This window comes from Amorphoplanes friuliensis DSM 7358, from assembly GCF_000494755.1.
Taxonomy (GTDB): Bacteria; Actinomycetota; Actinomycetes; order Mycobacteriales; family Micromonosporaceae; genus Actinoplanes; species Actinoplanes friuliensis.
Window position 1 is genome coordinate 6,804,376 of sequence record NC_022657.1, and the last position, 14,990, is coordinate 6,819,365.

Annotated in this window: 18 protein-coding genes; 12 read left to right on the forward strand and 6 right to left on the reverse strand. The window is 70.4% G+C overall.

Going from position 1 to position 14,990, the window contains the following annotated elements; genetic code table 11:
* Nucleotides 1-16 precede the first annotated feature (16 nt).
* Together AFR_RS31485 and AFR_RS31490 are read left to right on the forward strand one after the other, a co-directional pair.
* Nucleotides 17-481 (forward strand): SRPBCC family protein, encoded by a 465-nt coding sequence (locus tag AFR_RS31485; protein WP_023560862.1) that lies wholly within the window; start codon nucleotides 17-19, stop codon nucleotides 479-481.
* 71 nt (nucleotides 482-552) lie between these two features.
* Nucleotides 553-768, forward strand: a complete 216-nt coding sequence (locus AFR_RS31490) for a hypothetical protein (RefSeq protein ID WP_023560863.1) — start codon at nucleotides 553-555, stop codon at nucleotides 766-768.
* Nucleotides 769-790: 22 nt separating this feature from the next.
* Here the strand turns inward: AFR_RS31490 and AFR_RS31495 are convergent, their stop codons facing one another.
* Complete coding sequence (locus tag AFR_RS31495) at nucleotides 791-1,420, reverse strand: toast rack family protein (RefSeq protein WP_041842974.1); 630 nt, start codon at nucleotides 1,418-1,420, stop codon at nucleotides 791-793.
* Between the two features lie 196 nt (nucleotides 1,421-1,616).
* Here AFR_RS31495 and AFR_RS31500 point away from each other — a divergent pair, with 196 nt between their 5' ends.
* Nucleotides 1,617-1,826 (forward strand): hypothetical protein, encoded by a 210-nt coding sequence (locus AFR_RS31500; protein ID WP_023560865.1) that lies wholly within the window; start codon nucleotides 1,617-1,619, stop codon nucleotides 1,824-1,826.
* Between the two features lie 2 nt (nucleotides 1,827-1,828).
* On the opposite strand, the gene AFR_RS31505 is transcribed toward AFR_RS31500, so the two are convergent.
* Nucleotides 1,829-2,257: a hypothetical protein gene (locus tag AFR_RS31505; protein ID WP_023560866.1), complete on the reverse strand. Its 429-nt coding sequence runs from the start codon at nucleotides 2,255-2,257 to the stop codon at nucleotides 1,829-1,831.
* A gap of 110 nt (nucleotides 2,258-2,367) precedes the next feature.
* Between AFR_RS31505 and AFR_RS31510 the strand changes: the two genes are divergently transcribed.
* On the forward strand, nucleotides 2,368-2,724 hold the full coding sequence (locus AFR_RS31510; protein ID WP_023560867.1) for a DUF6401 family natural product biosynthesis protein: 357 nt from the start codon (nucleotides 2,368-2,370) through the stop codon (nucleotides 2,722-2,724).
* 78 nt (nucleotides 2,725-2,802) lie between these two features.
* Here AFR_RS31510 and AFR_RS48835 read toward each other — a convergent pair whose 3' ends face one another.
* Entirely contained in the window at nucleotides 2,803-4,146 is a 1,344-nt protein-coding gene (locus AFR_RS48835; protein ID WP_023560868.1) for a mechanosensitive ion channel family protein, read from the reverse strand.
* A 1,519-nt stretch (nucleotides 4,147-5,665) separates the two neighbouring features.
* On the opposite strand from AFR_RS48835, the gene AFR_RS31520 reads away from it, so the two are divergent.
* A complete protein-coding gene (locus AFR_RS31520; RefSeq protein ID WP_041841276.1) occupies nucleotides 5,666-7,804 on the forward strand; it encodes an ATP-binding SpoIIE family protein phosphatase in 2,139 nt (712 codons plus the stop codon).
* A gap of 1 nt (nucleotide 7,805) precedes the next feature.
* Here the strand turns inward: AFR_RS31520 and AFR_RS31525 are convergent, their stop codons facing one another.
* Complete coding sequence (locus tag AFR_RS31525; RefSeq protein ID WP_023560870.1) at nucleotides 7,806-8,603, reverse strand: SDR family oxidoreductase; 798 nt, start codon at nucleotides 8,601-8,603, stop codon at nucleotides 7,806-7,808.
* An 81-nt stretch (nucleotides 8,604-8,684) separates the two neighbouring features.
* Here AFR_RS31525 and AFR_RS31530 point away from each other — a divergent pair, with 81 nt between their 5' ends.
* From AFR_RS31530 to AFR_RS31550, 5 genes are all read left to right on the forward strand, one after another.
* Entirely contained in the window at nucleotides 8,685-9,953 is a 1,269-nt protein-coding gene (locus AFR_RS31530; protein ID WP_023560871.1) for a cation:proton antiporter domain-containing protein, read from the forward strand.
* A 157-nt stretch (nucleotides 9,954-10,110) separates the two neighbouring features.
* Nucleotides 10,111-10,893: a VOC family protein gene (locus tag AFR_RS31535; RefSeq protein WP_023560872.1), complete on the forward strand. Its 783-nt coding sequence runs from the start codon at nucleotides 10,111-10,113 to the stop codon at nucleotides 10,891-10,893.
* Between the two features lie 36 nt (nucleotides 10,894-10,929).
* Nucleotides 10,930-11,139 (forward strand): DUF3072 domain-containing protein, encoded by a 210-nt coding sequence (locus AFR_RS31540; protein WP_023560873.1) that lies wholly within the window; start codon nucleotides 10,930-10,932, stop codon nucleotides 11,137-11,139.
* Nucleotides 11,140-11,237: 98 nt separating this feature from the next.
* Nucleotides 11,238-11,474 carry a hypothetical protein gene (locus tag AFR_RS31545; protein ID WP_023560874.1) on the forward strand — a complete coding sequence of 79 codons (237 nt, stop codon included), beginning with the start codon at nucleotides 11,238-11,240 and terminating at the stop codon, nucleotides 11,472-11,474.
* A gap of 2 nt (nucleotides 11,475-11,476) precedes the next feature.
* The gene (locus AFR_RS31550) at nucleotides 11,477-12,091 is read left to right on the forward strand and encodes a Clp protease N-terminal domain-containing protein (RefSeq protein ID WP_023560875.1); all 615 of its coding nucleotides are present in this window, start codon (nucleotides 11,477-11,479) and stop codon (nucleotides 12,089-12,091) included.
* Nucleotides 12,092-12,094: 3 nt separating this feature from the next.
* Here AFR_RS31550 and AFR_RS31555 read toward each other — a convergent pair whose 3' ends face one another.
* Entirely contained in the window at nucleotides 12,095-12,403 is a 309-nt protein-coding gene (locus tag AFR_RS31555; protein WP_148308118.1) for a hypothetical protein, read from the reverse strand.
* 295 nt (nucleotides 12,404-12,698) lie between these two features.
* Between AFR_RS31555 and AFR_RS31560 the strand changes: the two genes are divergently transcribed.
* Complete coding sequence (locus AFR_RS31560) at nucleotides 12,699-13,121, forward strand: hypothetical protein (RefSeq protein ID WP_023560877.1); 423 nt, start codon at nucleotides 12,699-12,701, stop codon at nucleotides 13,119-13,121.
* Nucleotides 13,122-13,124: 3 nt separating this feature from the next.
* Nucleotides 13,125-13,811, forward strand: a complete 687-nt coding sequence (locus AFR_RS31565; RefSeq protein WP_023560878.1) for a nucleotidyltransferase domain-containing protein — start codon at nucleotides 13,125-13,127, stop codon at nucleotides 13,809-13,811.
* On the opposite strand, the gene AFR_RS31570 is transcribed toward AFR_RS31565, so the two are convergent.
* Complete coding sequence (locus tag AFR_RS31570) at nucleotides 13,802-14,965, reverse strand: ROK family protein (RefSeq protein ID WP_023560879.1); 1,164 nt, start codon at nucleotides 14,963-14,965, stop codon at nucleotides 13,802-13,804. The genes AFR_RS31565 and AFR_RS31570 overlap by 10 nt on opposite strands.
* Nucleotides 14,966-14,990: the final 25 nt, after the last annotated feature.

A 14,990-nucleotide genomic window follows, 5' to 3' on the forward strand; every position in this document is an offset into this window, starting at 1 on the left:
CAGGAAGGGAAACACCGTGAGTACAGTCACCGAGTCCGTTGATGTCAACGTCCCGGTAAGCACGGCGTACAACCAGTGGACCCAGTTCGAGGAGTTTCCTCACTTCATGGGCGGCGTGACCGAGATCAAGCAGCTCGACGCCACCACGACACACTGGAAGACGAACATCGACGGTGTGAAGCGTGAGTTCGACGCCAAGATCACCGAGCAGCTCCCGGACGAGCGGGTGGCCTGGACCTCCATCGAGGGCAGCAAGCAGGCCGGCGTCGTGACGTTCCACCGTCTCGACGACACCACCACGCGCGTGACCTGCCAGATGGACTTCGAACCGCAGGGCGTCGCGGAGACGGCCGGCGACAAGCTCGGCTTCCTCGACCGTCAGGTCAAGGGCGACATGAAGCGGTTCAAGGAGTACATCGAGGGTCGCGGCGGCGTCGAGACCGGCGCCTGGCGCGGGCAGGTCGACCGCCCCGGAGCGTGACACACGCCTCGAACGGCCGCCGGTGATCCGGCGGCCGTTTTGCCGTCCGCGACCCGGGTAATCGGTTGGTCATGACTGACGACGGCGTGTGGCGCGATGAAGACAAGCTTTCGGTCGCCGACCTCAGCGAGGCCATGGCCACCTGGGACAACGACGGCCAGGGCGACCCGACCGGCAACGACGCGGGCGAGGAGCAGGCCTTCGGGCACGACGCCCACGTGACCACCGAGCGTGGCAACACCGACCCCGACCGCGAGGCCCGGCCCGGCACCACCGGTCGCGGTTAGATCTTTTCCGTACGCGTACGCGTCAGCCCCCGACAGTCACCGTTCCGACCTCGGCTTCCACGTCGACCGCGTACCTGTTGCGGGCCGCACTCCAGCCGGCCGGGGCGATCATCGCCCCGGCCGTCGCGCGTTCCCGGCCCGCCCACGGCACCGCGACAAGGTCGGCGCCGCCGCGCAGGTGGAAGCGCAGAGCCGTCTGCGGCGGCATCGCCACCGCGATCTCCCCCACCCCACCAGCAAGTTTGATCCCGACTGTCCCTCGCGGCGGCGGTAGCCGCATGCTCACCAGACCGGTTCCCGAGCCGAGCTCGAGCCGCCGGATCCGCCCGTCGGCGAGATCCAGGTGCTGTTCCCCCGCCCCCGCGGGCAGCCGGATGTCCCAGCGGACCGCGCGGTTGAGCAGGATCTCCACCGTGTCGGGGCCGTCACCGCCGGTCGGTCGCAGCCCGAGACGGACCCTTCCCTGCGTACCGGTGACGGCGGGAGCGAGGCCGGAATCGGCCGGGGTGCTGATCCGGTAGAGCAGGCCCGGCAGGTCCGCGAGACGCACCTCGACCCGGGACGCGGAGTCCCGGACGATCAGGAAGGCACCCGTCCGGCCGTGCAGGGCGCCCGCCAGAACATGCTCCTGCGGCTCGTCGCTCGCAGGCATCTGCCGCGCACCCAGCGTGGTCGCCGACGAGCAGCCGGCCGTCCAAAAGCCCATAAAAAGAGCCGCGACCAGCAGCAACAGGGGTCGCGTACCGGCGGTGGAGCGACGACAACGCTGCGCAGTGGGCACCATCGGACAACCCGGGATCGGCCGAAAGGGTGACGGCGATGCACCCATTTCCGGTAAGACTGTCCGAATGCGTTCTGCCGGTTTTCTGTCCGAGCGTCAGCGCCGCATCGCCTGGGTGGGTTTTCTGCTCGCCGCCTTCCAGGCTCCCGCCGCGGCCCGGCTCGTCGACGACGCCTCGTGGCTCTTCGCGGTGGTCGTCGCTCTCCTCGTCGCCACGGTGATCCTCGCGGACGACGCCCAGCGCCGCCGCCCCGAGGTGGCGGAACCCGCCGAATAACCTCAGCGGGCCTCGTGGCCCGCCCGCCCGTGGGTGCGACGCCGTTCCTTGAGCTCGGCCTCGTAGAGATGACGTCTGCCACCGGCCAGCTGGTCGCGGGCGTCCTTCTCGATGCCGCGGAAGTCGGACCAGTAGCCGTCGTCGAACTCCTCGACCAGCTGGAACGTCCAGTGCCCCGGCACGACGTTCCGGCCGATCAGCTCGGTGGAGATCCGCCCGGCGAGTTCGGTGTGCCCGGCCTTCGTGAGCAGCTCCACGGCCTCGTCGAGCTTGAAGTCGGCCTCACCGGTCAGCTGATGCACCGAGTACAGGTGCCCGCGGACCCGCTCGACGACCTCGAGGGCCTCGCTGAGCTTGCCGAGCGCCTCGACCGTGGTGTCGTCCAGCCCGGCCGGCCGCCGGTGGGCGCTGTCCGGTCCGTCGTGTGTCACTTCCGCCTCCTCGGTGTCCGGTTCAGGCTTCCCCGAAAAAATCGAGTTCAACCGAGCTGCACCGATCCGGCGAACCGTTGGCTACCCCGGCCTCCCTAACGTTTCTTCTCATGAATGGCCTGTTCAGCGGCGCTGCCGCCCGTGCTGCCCTGCGTTCCGCCCACGCCTGCCTCGAGGAGCTGATGTCGTCCGTCGGCGCCACCGGCCTCGAAGCCGTGAGCCAGTCCCCCGGACTGCTCGCCGTCGTCGACCAGCACGCCGCCGGCATCCGCGACAGCCTGTCGACGGACGTCCGCCCCCTGACGGCAGTCATCCTCGCCGCGTACGCCGAAGGCGTCCGCGACGCGGCCTTCAAGCACGGCTGGCGCCCGCCGGCCGACACGATCGACTGGACCGGCAACGACTGGGTCCTCAACCGCCTCCTGGCGGTCTGCTCCCTGGCGCGCACGCTGCCCGAGAGCCGCTGAGCATCACTCCACGCTGACCGACCATTCGGGGCCGGTACCGGGATCTCTCCCGGTACCGGCCCCTTTCACTTGATCGCCCTACTCGTCCTTGGGCCGTCGGATCACCTGGGTGCGCTCGTCGTCGGCCGCCTCATCCGGCTGCGGCAGCACCCGCCGGTGCTCACTCTGAGAAATCGTCTCCGTGGTGTCCGAGTCGTCGCCCGCCAGCCCCACGGGAAGCCGGGTGGTGGTGTCCGCCGGGTCGGGGCCACCAAAACCGGGCACGGGGTGCGGCCGGTCGTCCTCGTCGCCGCGCCGCTGCACCGGGATGACCTGCGTTTTCTCGGCTGCCGCCTCGTGCTCGGCCTCCACCGCGCGCTGGGCTTCCGCCGCCTGCCGCTCGGCCTCTTCTGCTTGGCGCTGGGCTTCTGCTGCCTGGCGCTGGGCTTCTGCTGCCTGGTCGGCTTCGATGCGCCGGGCTTCGGCCAGGGCTGTCTCCCGGGCAACACGCTCAGCCTCAGCGATCCGAGCCTGCTCGGCGAGTCGCGCCTCTTCGGCAGCCCGTGCCGCGGCCTGTTCCTCGGCGGCTTTCCTCTCGGCCGCGGCCTTCTCCTCAGCGGCCCTCTTCTCCGCTGCAGCCTTCTCCTCGGCGGCCTTCTTCTCGGCAGCAGCCCGCTCCTCAGCGGCCTTCTTCTCCGCCGCGGCCTTCTCCTCGGCAGCTTTCAGCTCAGCAGCCAGCCGCGCCCGCTCCTCGTTGTAACTCCGGGCATGCTCCCGAATCGCCGCCGACTCGGCACTCGCCCGCACCAGCCACAACTCCCAGCGCTGCTGCATCGGCCGGATCAGTCCACCGCCGACCCCGACGATCAGCACACCCGCCACGGTCGCCAGCACCGCAATGAGCACCGGCTGCGTCACAGCGGTCGCAATCTGCACCTGCTCCAGCGCTGCGATGATCCCCAGACCCACGATCAACCAGTAAGCCGCCTGCGCCAGCACCCGCCCGTAAGCCAGCCCGCCCAGCGCACTCCCGATCAGATCGCGGACAGCCCCACCGATACCAGCGGCAACCACAATGATGACGATCGCCACGAACGCCCGCGGCAGCCAGGCAACCAGCGCCGTGAGCAGGTCACTGACGGCATTGGGCCCCCAGATGCCGAACGCCAGCTGCAACGCAAAAAGCAGCACCGCATAGAACGCAATCTTCGCGCACAGATCGCTGGGCTCGACCCGCCCACCGAGCGCCCGGCCGACCGGCCCCCGCTCGATCGCCCGATCAAACCCGACCCGCCGCAACGTCTTCCCGACCACGGTCCGCACCAGCCTCGCCAGCACATAACCGATGACCAGAATGGCGATGAACGCCAACGCCGCCGGCACGAACAACAACACGGAACGCCACATGTCGCTCAACGCATCGCTCAGATCGGCGCCGGTCATCCACTCTCCCTCAGCCCGCTGGGCACCGGCATCGATGCCCGCCTGCGCTGACCTTAAGTGGCCCACGCCCTAATCGCAGACTTGCGGGGCTCGGCGGCGGCCCTCTGGCCGGTCTTAGTTGCCCTCGCTGACCAGCCGGTCAGTAAACGCTCACTAACCGCAATCGGGCAGCTCTCCGTTCCGGGCTTGCCGGCCGGTAGGCGTTCGCCAAACCGCGAGCGCGGCGCCCTGTGCGCCCTCGCCCGGCCCAGGCTTACCGGTTAGTAAACGCTCACCAACCGCGGGCGCTCACTTTTCGCGCTTCCCCGGAGGTCGCCGGTTAGTAAACGCTCACCGACCACAACCGTCGGGCTCTGCGCGGGCCCGATCCGGCCAGGGTTCGTGAAAGTCCACTGGCCGTGGGCACCCCTTGCCCCGCGCCCCGCCGCCGGCTTGAAGGTTGTAGCGCTCTCGAATCGCCGGCGCCGCGCTGTCCGGGCCCGCCCTGCCGCGGGCCTGCCGGTTAGTAAACGCTTACCAACCGCAGGCCCCGCGCCGCCGCCGCCTCGATCCGCGCCAGCACCGGCTGCCCTCGCCCCGGCCGCCGCGGGCCCGCCGGTTGGTAACGCTGACCGGGCTGCTGACGCCGGGCTCTGCGTGCCTCGCCCTAGGTCCGGGTTAGTAAACGCTCACCACCCGCCTGCACCCCGGGGTCCGCAACCCCAGCTCAGCGCAAGCTCGCCGGTTAGTAAACGCTCACCAACTGGGCGCGCTTGCGCGCAAAGGCCGACATGCGGATCGTCGCGCTTTGAGGGCACTCGGCCGGTGAGTAAACACTTACCAACCGGCATCGCAGAACCGGCGGCGTCGACCCCCAGCCCGCACCCCTGCAGCGGGGCGGCTTGGCGCCGGCGGCTCGGTGCAGGCGCGGCACGCGGCAGGTGCGGCACGCAGCACGTGGCGGGCGCGGCAGGCACGGCACGCAGCACGTGGCGGCGCGGCACGCAGCACGTGGCGGGCGCGGAGGGCGGCGGCGCGGCGGCGCGGCAGGCGGAGGGCGGCGGCGCGGCGGCGCGGCAGGCAGCGGGCGCACGGGCAGCGACGGGCGCGGTACACGCGACGGCATGGCGGGCAGCGGATGTGGCGAGAGCGGCAGGCAGCGGACGCGATGAGCGATGGACGCGATAGGCGGGCGGCCGAGCCAAATCGTTGTCGAATGTGCGACACCGCCCGCCAGCCGAGTGACGACACCGGCCTCGCGGAGAGTGGCGGGTGCGTCGACCCGAACGGCCGCGACAGACAGCGGCATGCGCCCGGATCGCAGCAGCTCCCAGCACCCAGCGGCTAATCCAAGGCGGTCGGGTCAGAGCCTTCCGGGGCCAAGGCCGACGCAGAGTTGGCGGACCACCCAGCACCGAATCACGCATTGTGAGATTGTGCGGAACGGGCACACCCATCTCACCTGGGCGTACCGGGCATAATCGGACGTCCGTATGGTGCCCCCATCGTCCGAACGGCGGAGGCGGGCTACGCTCATCTCATGGTCGGCATGGGGAGCCCTTCCGCGATGACCACGCTGCCCAATCAGACCGGCGTGCCGCCGGAGCCTGCCCTGAGTTGTGCCCAGCGTGTGCGGATTCATTCGTGGGAGTCGACGTCGTTGGGGCCGGCGGAGGCTTGGGATCCGATGGTCCGGGCGACGGTTGAGGTGTTGCTGGCTTCGCCGGTGCCGATGGCGCTGGCTTACGGCGACGATCACGTGCTGGTCTACAACGACGCTTATGCGGAGGTGCTCGGCGCCCGGCATCCGGCGGCGCTGGGCCGGCCTGCCGCTGAGGTTTTCGGTGAGTTGTGGCATGCGCCTGGGGTCGGTGGCGTCGTTGAGGACGTCTATCGCACCGGGCAGCCTTTTCTCGAGGCCGAGACGCAGATCGCGGTGGCGCGGGGTTCGGCGGGTCAGTTCGAGCAGGCGTCGTTCACGCGGGGTCATTCGGTGGTTCGGGACGTGCACGGGACCGTGGTCGGGGTGCTGACCGTGGCCGCCGAGACGACGCAGGTCACGCGGCGGTTGCAGAGCTTGGGTGATCTCACGTCGAAGCTGGCCTCGGCGTTGACGATCGATGACGTGGCGCGGGTCGTGCTGGCGTACGCGATGAGCTCCTTTGATGTTGATCATTGTGTTTTTGCGGTGGACGACGGGGCTGAGTTCCGTTATGTGCGGCGCATCCGTGGCGAGATGATGGATGAGGCCGACGAGCGGCTGCCTCCGTTGTGGAAGAGGATCGGCGCCGATCCCGGGTCGCCGCTGGTCACCGCTGCGCAGACCGGGCGGCCGTCGTTCCAGCCGGATGGTTCACCGCTGGCGAAGATCGCGACCGATCGGCACGAGCGGCGGATCCGTGCCCTGGCGGCGATGCCGTTGCGGACGGCGTCGCTGGCCGGTGCGCTGACGATGGGGTTCCGCACCGCGCACACGTGGTTGCCCGCCGAGCGTGCGTTGCTCTATGCGGCCGCCGAGCTGGTGGCGCAGGCCGCCGAGCGGGCGCGCCGGTTCGAGGCGCAGCACGGTACGGCCCAGTTGTTGCAGCGCAGCATGTTGCCCGAGCATCTGCCGGAGCTGGACAGGTTCCGGATCGCGGCCCGGTACGACGTCGGTGTCGACGGCAACGCGGCCGGTGGCGACTTCTACGACGCGTTCGAGTTGTCCGACGGGCGGCTGGCGATGGTGCTGGGTGACGTGGCCGGGCACGATGTGCGGGCTGCCGCCGTCATGGGTCAGGTGCGGGCGGCGCTGCGGGCCTTGGCTCTGACCGATTCGGCGCCCGGCGTTGTGCTCGCGGGCCTGGACCGTCTGGTCGAGTCGCTGGGTGCGGAGTCGCGCAACGAGGAGATCTTCGTGACCGTCGTCTACGGGGTGCTCGATCCGTCGGACGGTTCGATCACGCTGGCGAGCGCCGGTCATCCGCCGCCCGTGCTGAGGCGTGCCGACCCGCACGGGGGTGCGGCCAGCGCCGAGCTCGTCCCGGTGCCGCCGGGTGCGCCGCTGGGTCTCGGCGGGCACTGGCGGACGACGACCCTGCGGCTGGAGCCGGGCGACTCGATCCTGATGTTCAGTGACGGTGTGGTCGAGCGCCGCGACCGTCCGCTGAGCGACGGTCTCGCCGATCTGGTGGCCGCGGCCGGAGCCGCGAACAGCGGAGACCCCCGCAATCTGTGCGCACTGGCCACGCAGGCCGTGGCCGGTCGCACCGACGACGACGTGGCCGTGCTCGCCGTGGAACGGGCGATCGCCCTGAGCCGTTCGGCGACGATGCTGGTGCCGGCCGAGCCGACCGGTCCGAGCCGGGTGCGTCAGTGGATGACGTCCCGCCTGCGCGACTGGTCGGTGCCCGAGCCGGTGATCGGCGCGGCCATCCTGTGCACGAGCGAGCTCACCACCAATGCCCTGCTGCACGCGGGCACCCCGGCCCAGGTGCACATCGATCTCAGTGCTGAGCGCCTGCTCGTGTCGGTGGCCGACACGGGTACGCGGGGAAGCGTCACCCGGGCCCGCACCGACACGCTGAGCAGCCGTGGTCGCGGGCTGGGCCTGATCGAGGAATTGAGCGACACGTGGGGCACCGACCCGACCGTGCGCGGCTCCACGGTCTGGTTCGAGATGCTCATCCCGCCGCGCTGAGTCAGGGCCGGCGCCAGTCGTCGCTGGTCAGGTGGGAGCCGGCCTGCGGGCCCATCAGGAGCATGCCGCCGTCGACGGGCCAGGACGCCCCGGTCACGTAGGACGCCGCCGGGGAGGCCAGGAACGCCACCACCGCCGCGACTTCCCGGGCGTCGCCGGGCCGGCCCAGGGGCACGCCGGGGCGGCTGACGGCGGTGGGGTCGGCGTCCTCCTGACCGGTCATCGCGGTGGCGATCTCGCCGGGCGCGACGGCGTTGACGGTGATGCCGTGTTCGCCCAGCTCCTGCGCCATCACCCGGGTGAGCATGCCCAGACCGCCCTTGGCCGCGCAGTACGCGCCCGCGCCGACCCGCGGTGCGGTCTCGTGCACGCTGGTGATGTTGATGATCCGGCCGCCGCGACCGGCGGCCACCAAACGCTGCGCGGCCCGCTGAGACAGCAGGAACGGCCCGTCCAGGTCGACGGCGAGCACCTCGCGCCACTCCTGCCAGCCGGTCTCGAGGAACCGGCTCGACTGACCGGCGCCGGCACAGTTGACCAGCACACCGAGGCCGCCGAGCGCGTCGGCCAATTCGTCGACGACGTCGGCCGCCTGTGGCAGCCGGGTCAGGTCGAGTCCGCGGATCTCGGCGCGGCGGCCCAGCTTGCGGACCTCGTCGGCGGTGCGTTCGGCGTACTCCGCGTCCCGGTACCGGGTGATGCCCACGTCGTAGCCGTCGGCGGCGAGCGCGACCGCCACTGCCCGGCCGATGCCGGACTCGGAACCGGTCACGATCGCGACCCGGGGATGGTTGGTCATTCCCGACGCGTACCCGGGCGGCCGGCCGACAATCACGCGCCCGGCGGCATGTTTTGACCGGTCGATGGGCAGTCTCTCGCCGTGCAGCTGCCCGACCTTCTTTTTGCCCTGTTCGGTGTGGGCGCCCTGCTGGCCGGAATCCTGCCGCGGGTCCTCGAACGCCGACCCCTGTCCATGCCGATCGTCTTCCTCGCGCTGGGGATGCTCGTCTTCGCCCTTCCGCTGGGTCTGCCGGACCCCGACCCCCGCGCGCACCCGATGCTGACCGAGCATCTGACCGAGGTGTGCGTGATCGTCGCCCTGATGGGCGCCGGTCTGAAGATCGACCGTCCGCTGACCGGCCGCCGCTGGATGTCGACGTGGCGCCTGCTGGCGATCGCCATGCCGGTCACCATCGGCGCGGTCGCCCTGCTCGGCTGGTGGTGGGCCGGTCTCGTCCCGGCGGCCGCGCTGCTGCTCGGCGCCGCCCTCGCCCCGACCGACCCGGTGCTCGCCTCGGACGTCCAGGTCGGTGAGCCCACCGACGAGGAGGACTCCGAGGACGAGGTGCGGTTCGCGCTGACCTCGGAGGCCGGGCTCAACGACGGGCTGGCGTTCCCGTTCGTCTACGCCGCGATCGCCATGGCCCTGGCCGCGGTGAGCAACGAGAGCTGGCTCGGCGAGTGGGTCCTGAAGGACGTGCTCTACAAGGGTGTCGTCGGCGTGGTCGGCGGCCTGATCATCGGCAAGCTTCTCGGCAAGCTGTTCTTCCAGGCGCCTAACCGGAAGCTGCGCCTGGCCCACCACGCCGAGGGATTCCTCGCCCTCGCTGCGACGTTCCTGGCGTACGGGCTGGTCGAGGTGGCCGGTGGCTACGGTTTCCTCGCCGTGTTCATCGCCGCGCGGGGCATCCGGTCGGCGCAGCGGTCGCACGAGTACCACCAGGTCCTGCACGACTTCGCCGAGCAGATCGAGCGGCTGCTCACCGTACTGCTGCTCCTGCTCCTGGGTGGAGCCGTGGTCAGCGGTCTGCTGGAGCCGCTGACGTGGCCCGCCGCCCTCGCCGGCCTCGCGCTGATCCTGGTGATCCGGCCGTTGACCGGATTCCTGTCGCTGCGCGGCGCACCGGGCCGCACCGCCGAGCACTGGGTCATCGCCACATTCGGCATCCGGGGCATCGGATCGTTTTATTACCTCGCGTACGCGGTGAGCCACGCGACGTTTCCGAATGTGGATGTCGTATGGGCGACAGTCGCCTTTGTCGTCGTCGTGAGCGTGGTGTTGCACGGCGTTGCGGTGACGCCGGTGATGCGGCTTTTGGATAGGTCCAACGAGCGGTCGCGCACCCCCGAGGAGCGCCACGCTCAGTAATCGCCGCAACTGTGCGTAATCTCTGACCCGCGAACTCGTAGTTTATTTAGGACATTGAACCCGGGTGTAGTGGCAGAGCGTATTCATGGCTGTAAGGTGATCGGCACCTCCCCCCAGGCCGAGATTCCACGATGGAACGACAGGAAAGGTGCGGCCGATGCGAATTCGGGGCTTTGCGCCGGCGACCCCCTGCTGGGTCGAACTGGCGAGTGCGGATCCCGCGCGAGCGGCAGATTTTTATGCGGGTCTCTTCGGCTGGGAACCGGCCGGTGACAGATTCAAACTCGGCGGTCGCGCCGCGGCCGGCCTGACCCGGGCCCGCCCCGGACGCCCCGCCGGCTGGCTCACCTATCTCACCGAGCACAACCTCGAATCGTCGATCACCCGCGTCCACGAGGCCGGTGGCCGGCTGGTCAGCGCACCCGCCGACGCGCGCGGCGGACGGTCCGCCCTGATCGCCGACCCGGCCGGTGCCCTGCTCGGCCTCTGGGAGAGCGACGGCTTCACCGGCGCCCAGATCGGCGGCGAGCCCGGCACGATGACCTTCCCGGAGCTGCTCACCGACGACGCTGTCGCCGCGGCCTCCTTCTACGGGCGCGCCTTCGGCTGGCTGCTGCGCGACGAGTACGGCAGCGACGGCACCCGCGGCGAGTGGATCACCACTGCTCACGACGCCATGGCCGGCCTGGCGCCGAGCCGCGGCGGCAACTGGTGGCGCGCGGCGTTCCAGGTCGCGGACTGCGCCGAGACGATCAGCACGTGCCGCAGCCTCGGTGGCGGTGTCATCGCCGGACCGACGGACATGGGCTTCGGCAGCTACGCCGAGCTGCTCGACCCGTGGGGTGTCCCGTTCGCGGTCGCGGCCCCGGCGGCGCTGCCGGTCGAACTCAGCATGTCGTTCACCCCTGCGGCAGGCATGGAGTTGACGTTCGGGGGGTAGTCATACGCCTGTTCGAATAATCGAGGAGGCACCGCCATGGCGACCAACGAGCAGGAACCGGCGTCCAACACCATCAAGGACCCGGCCGACTGGACCACCGGCGACGAGCCGGCCACGGGCGCGCAGCAGTCGTACCTGCACACTCTGGCCTCCGAGGCCCACGAGGAAGTGCCGGAGGAGCTGAGCAAGGCCGAGGCGTCGCAGCGCATCGACGAGCTCCAGGAGAAGACCGGGCGCGGCCAGTAAGACCCCATAGAGCAGGAAAGGCGTCGGACCTCGGTCCGGCGCCTTTTTGCATGTCAACTTTGGTTGACAGCCTCGGAGTGTCAACGTAAGTTGACAGCATGACCGAAGCAACCGATCTCGCCGCCGCCGCGGGCAGCGCCGATCCACGGGTCGGCCTGCGCGCGGTCGTGGCGCTGCGCCGCCTCCTCGAGGGCCTCGAGCACCTCCAGGTGGCCAACGCCCGCCGCAAGGGCTGGTCCTGGCAGGAGATCGCGGACGCCCTCGAGGTGACCCGCCAGGGCGTTCACAAGAAGCACGCCGGTCGCGTGCCGATGCAGGACCCACGGGAGGGCTGACCATGTTCGAACGATTCACCCACGCAGCGCGCGACGCCGTCATCCGCGCCCAGGAAGAAGCCCGCGAGCTCCACCAGAAACCCATCGGCACCGAGCACCTCCTGCTCGCCCTGCTGGCCGACCCGACCGGCCCGGTGGCGAACGCGCCGGCCCTGCACGACGTCGACGCCGCCTACGTCCGTGCCGAGGTCGTCCGCCGCGTCGGGCCGGCCACGCCGTACGTCGACGAGCGTGCCGAGGCCGACGCGGAGGACGCGGCCGCACTCAAGGCCATCGGCATCGACCTCGACGCCGTCCGCCGGGCGATCGAGGAGAACTTCGGTCCCGGGGCGCTGCGCCTGCCCCCGAAGGCCACACCGCAACGCCGGGGGCTGCTCGCACGCTTCTCCGCGCGTACGGGTCACACGCCGTTCTCGAACCGCAGCAAGAAGATCCTCGAGCTGTCCCTGCGCGAGGCGCTCCGGCTCAAGCACAACTTCATCGCGCCGGAGCACATCATGCTGGGCATCATCCGCGAGGGAAACGGCCTCGCGGTCCAGATCCTGGTCGAAGCGGACGTCGACCTCGACCGCCTGAAGGAGGACGTGACCCGTTCCCTGCAGGAACAGGCGGCCTGACCGTCAGCAGAACTCGGTCCAGAGATACTTCTTGGACGTCGGGAACTTCCAGCCGCCACGCTGACCGGAAGCGACGGTGAAGCACCGGAAGCCGAGCTGCGGGCCGACGCTGATGACCCGGAAGCTCCGGTCGGCGCCGCAGTAGTTCTCGACGTAGACCGTCTGCGTCACCCAGCCCTTGGTCGGCGTGACAACGGCACAGCCTCCGATCGTCACCGAGCCCGCTGCGGCAGCTCCGGCAGTCCCGAGAACAAGCGCGGCAGTGGCGGTGAGACTGACGGCGATGCGGCTCACCAAACGGGATGTCTTCAAGGTCGACTCCTGGGGGTCGGGAGCTGATTTGCAGACCGCAAGCCAAGCAGCTTTCCGAGCCATTGTCCCGAAAAGTCACCCACGCGAGGGTTGTTCCGAGCACGGACCTGGCAGGGTGCGGTCGTCCGTTCATGAGCCGCCAGGCGATTGGGTGACCGTGCCCGGTCTCGGCGTGAGCGACGGTCAGCACCCTGCAACCAGGCACGACAGCATCTTGATCTTGCTCGGATTTTGCCGGGTATGATCGGCCGGCGTTCTGGGTACCTCGCGGGCCTGTTTCGATGCTGGAGGGGTCATGAATTATCGCGTCGAGTACAACGGCGAGGACATCGATCTTCCCACCCTGGACGCCGCGCTCGACAATGCGAAGCACGCGATCGCGTCGGACGTCGGGCCTATCAGTGGCTGGAGTGTCGAGCACGACGAGACGATCAACGACTGGTTCGTCCAGGGTGTGATCGACGGCAAGGCGGTGGGGGCCACGGCGGTGGTCACCGGGCCGGAGCCGATGATGACGGCGCCGGCCTATCCGCGGCACGCGCCGGCCAACACCGATGATCAGGCGCGGCGGCGGGTTTTCACCGGGGCGACTCCCGCCGACGTGCTGGGCATGGCGGCGAACTGGCTCGCCGGCCGGCCCGAGGTGCGGGCCGTCGACGACCTGGGCTGGCATCCGCGTGCGGACGGCATCGAGCTGCGCGTCTACTACCGGTCCTGACGGGTGAATCCCTTCGACGATCTGGTGACCCGGGCGACGGCTGATCCCGGGGTGCGCGGGCTCGTCCTCACCGGTTCCTACGCGCGCGGACTCGAGACGATCCACTCCGACCATGACGTGATCGTGGTGATGGACGAGGAGAGCCGCGGCCGGTGGGAAACGCGGCGGTCCGCAGTGCTGGACGAGATCATCTACACGGTCGACGGGCTGGCCGACACCTCGCTGCTGTGGCAGCGCTACGCCTTCCGGGGCGCGCGCGTGCTGCTCGATCGGCTCGACGGGCGGATCGCGGAACTTGTCGAGCTGCAGGCGGAGCCGACCGCCGACGAGGCGCGGGAGTGGGGGCGGGAGGCCCTCGACGGTGTGGTGAACCAGTTCTACCGGGCGGCGAAGAGCCGGCGTGAGGGTGCCCTCGTCGCCGCGCGGCTGGACGAGATGGAAAGCGTCTCGTGGCTGCTGACCACGATCTTCTCGCTGCACGGACGGCTGCGGCCCTACAACAAGTACCTGCGGTGGGAGCTCGACAATTTCCCGCTCGGACCACCGTGGGACGACCTGCCCGAGCGTGTTGCCGCTGATCCCGGTTCACTCTTCAAAGTCGTGTGCGGGCTCGCCGAACGGTGCGGCCACAGAGACGTTCTCGACAGCTGGGGCGACAGCCTGGACGTGGTGCGCGCCACCTACGGCTGACGGGCGGACCAGGACGCCAGCGCCGCCTCGCTCGTCACGTGGTCGAGGGCCAGCAGTGCCGCGCCCTGCAGGGCACCGTCGTCGCCGTGCGCCGCGTCGATCACCGCCGGTGGCCGGCCGCGGCGGAAAGCCATCAACCCTGACGTGTACGTCGTCGCAAACGTTTCCGGGGCCGCAGCCCGCAGGGGTGCCGCGAGCCCGCCGAGCGTGACGGTGTCCGGGTCGTGGACGTTGACCAGCGCGCCGATGCCGGCACCGAGTGCCGCCGCCACTTTGTCGAGCGCCTGCCGCGCGGCGGGGTCGGCGCGCCGGAGGATCTCCCGGGCGTAGCCGCGTGGATCGGCCGGTTCGGCAGCACCGAGGTGACGGGCGAGGGCGCGACCGTCGACGTCGAGATCCCAGCAGCCGCGCGCTCCGCAGGGACAGGACAGGGACCGGTCACCGTACGGCTGATGCCCGTACTCACCCGCAGCCCCGTGCGCGCCGCCCGACGGCCGTCCGTCCACAGTGAACGCTCCGCCGATGCCGACCTCGACCATCAGGTGCAACGCGGCAGCCGCCCCGACCGCCGCCCCGGTGCGCGCCTCGGCCAGCCCGGCGAGCAGCGCGTCGTTGCCGAGCAGCAGGGGCACCGACGTCAGCGTGGTCAGGTCGACGTCACGCCAGCCGAGGGTCGCCGACTGGGCCAGCCGGCCGTCGTGTGTTGTCCCCGCGACGGCCAGGGAGACGGCACACAACCGGTCCCCGTACCGCTCCGAGGCGTTCTCGACGGCTTTCCGCACCTCGGCCAGCACCGCCTCCGGTTCCCGCGAGGCGTGCCGGGCGCCGCCCCGGGAGTGCAGCCGCCCGTCTAGCCCGGCCGTCGCGTGCCGCCAGTCCGCCATGCGCAGCTCGACGGCAAGCACCACCGGGCCGTCCGGGTGCGCGGTGAGCACGGTGGTCGGCCGTCCCCTCCCCTGCGGCGGCGCGGGGGTCTCGGCGAGCAGGCGCAGGGCCCGCATCCGGCCCGTGAGTTCCGTCGCCAGACCGCTGGTGAGCTGCAGATCCTGAGCGAGGGCCGCACGCGTACCGCCCGGGTGCAGCCGCAGCCAGGCCAGCACCTGCGACGCGGTGTGCCAGCGAGCCTCCTCGGCCCGGCGACGAAGACTTGCCATGACGGGGGTTCACCACCTTATGCTC

What these genes read in the sequence shown, in the direction of transcription:
- AFR_RS31535 (WP_023560872.1), top strand. Translation starts at nt 10,111, where the DNA reads ATGCGAATTCGGGGCTTTGCGCCGGCGACCCCCTGCTGGGTCGAACTG.
- AFR_RS31545 (WP_023560874.1), top strand. Translation starts at nt 11,238, where the DNA reads ATGACCGAAGCAACCGATCTCGCCGCCGCCGCGGGCAGCGCCGATCCA.
- AFR_RS31560 (WP_023560877.1), top strand. Translation starts at nt 12,699, where the DNA reads ATGAATTATCGCGTCGAGTACAACGGCGAGGACATCGATCTTCCCACC.
- AFR_RS31540 (WP_023560873.1), top strand. Translation starts at nt 10,930, where the DNA reads ATGGCGACCAACGAGCAGGAACCGGCGTCCAACACCATCAAGGACCCG.
- AFR_RS31490 (WP_023560863.1), top strand. Translation starts at nt 553, where the DNA reads ATGACTGACGACGGCGTGTGGCGCGATGAAGACAAGCTTTCGGTCGCC.
- AFR_RS31500 (WP_023560865.1), top strand. Translation starts at nt 1,617, where the DNA reads ATGCGTTCTGCCGGTTTTCTGTCCGAGCGTCAGCGCCGCATCGCCTGG.
- AFR_RS31520 (WP_041841276.1), top strand. Translation starts at nt 5,666, where the DNA reads ATGGTCGGCATGGGGAGCCCTTCCGCGATGACCACGCTGCCCAATCAG.
- AFR_RS31510 (WP_023560867.1), top strand. Translation starts at nt 2,368, where the DNA reads ATGAATGGCCTGTTCAGCGGCGCTGCCGCCCGTGCTGCCCTGCGTTCC.
- AFR_RS31525 (WP_023560870.1), bottom strand. Translation starts at nt 8,603, where the DNA reads ATGACCAACCATCCCCGGGTCGCGATCGTGACCGGTTCCGAGTCCGGC.
- AFR_RS31550 (WP_023560875.1), top strand. Translation starts at nt 11,477, where the DNA reads ATGTTCGAACGATTCACCCACGCAGCGCGCGACGCCGTCATCCGCGCC.
- AFR_RS31495 (WP_041842974.1), bottom strand. Translation starts at nt 1,420, where the DNA reads ATGCCTGCGAGCGACGAGCCGCAGGAGCATGTTCTGGCGGGCGCCCTG.
- AFR_RS48835 (WP_023560868.1), bottom strand. Translation starts at nt 4,146, where the DNA reads ATGACCGGCGCCGATCTGAGCGATGCGTTGAGCGACATGTGGCGTTCC.
- AFR_RS31570 (WP_023560879.1), bottom strand. Translation starts at nt 14,965, where the DNA reads ATGGCAAGTCTTCGTCGCCGGGCCGAGGAGGCTCGCTGGCACACCGCG.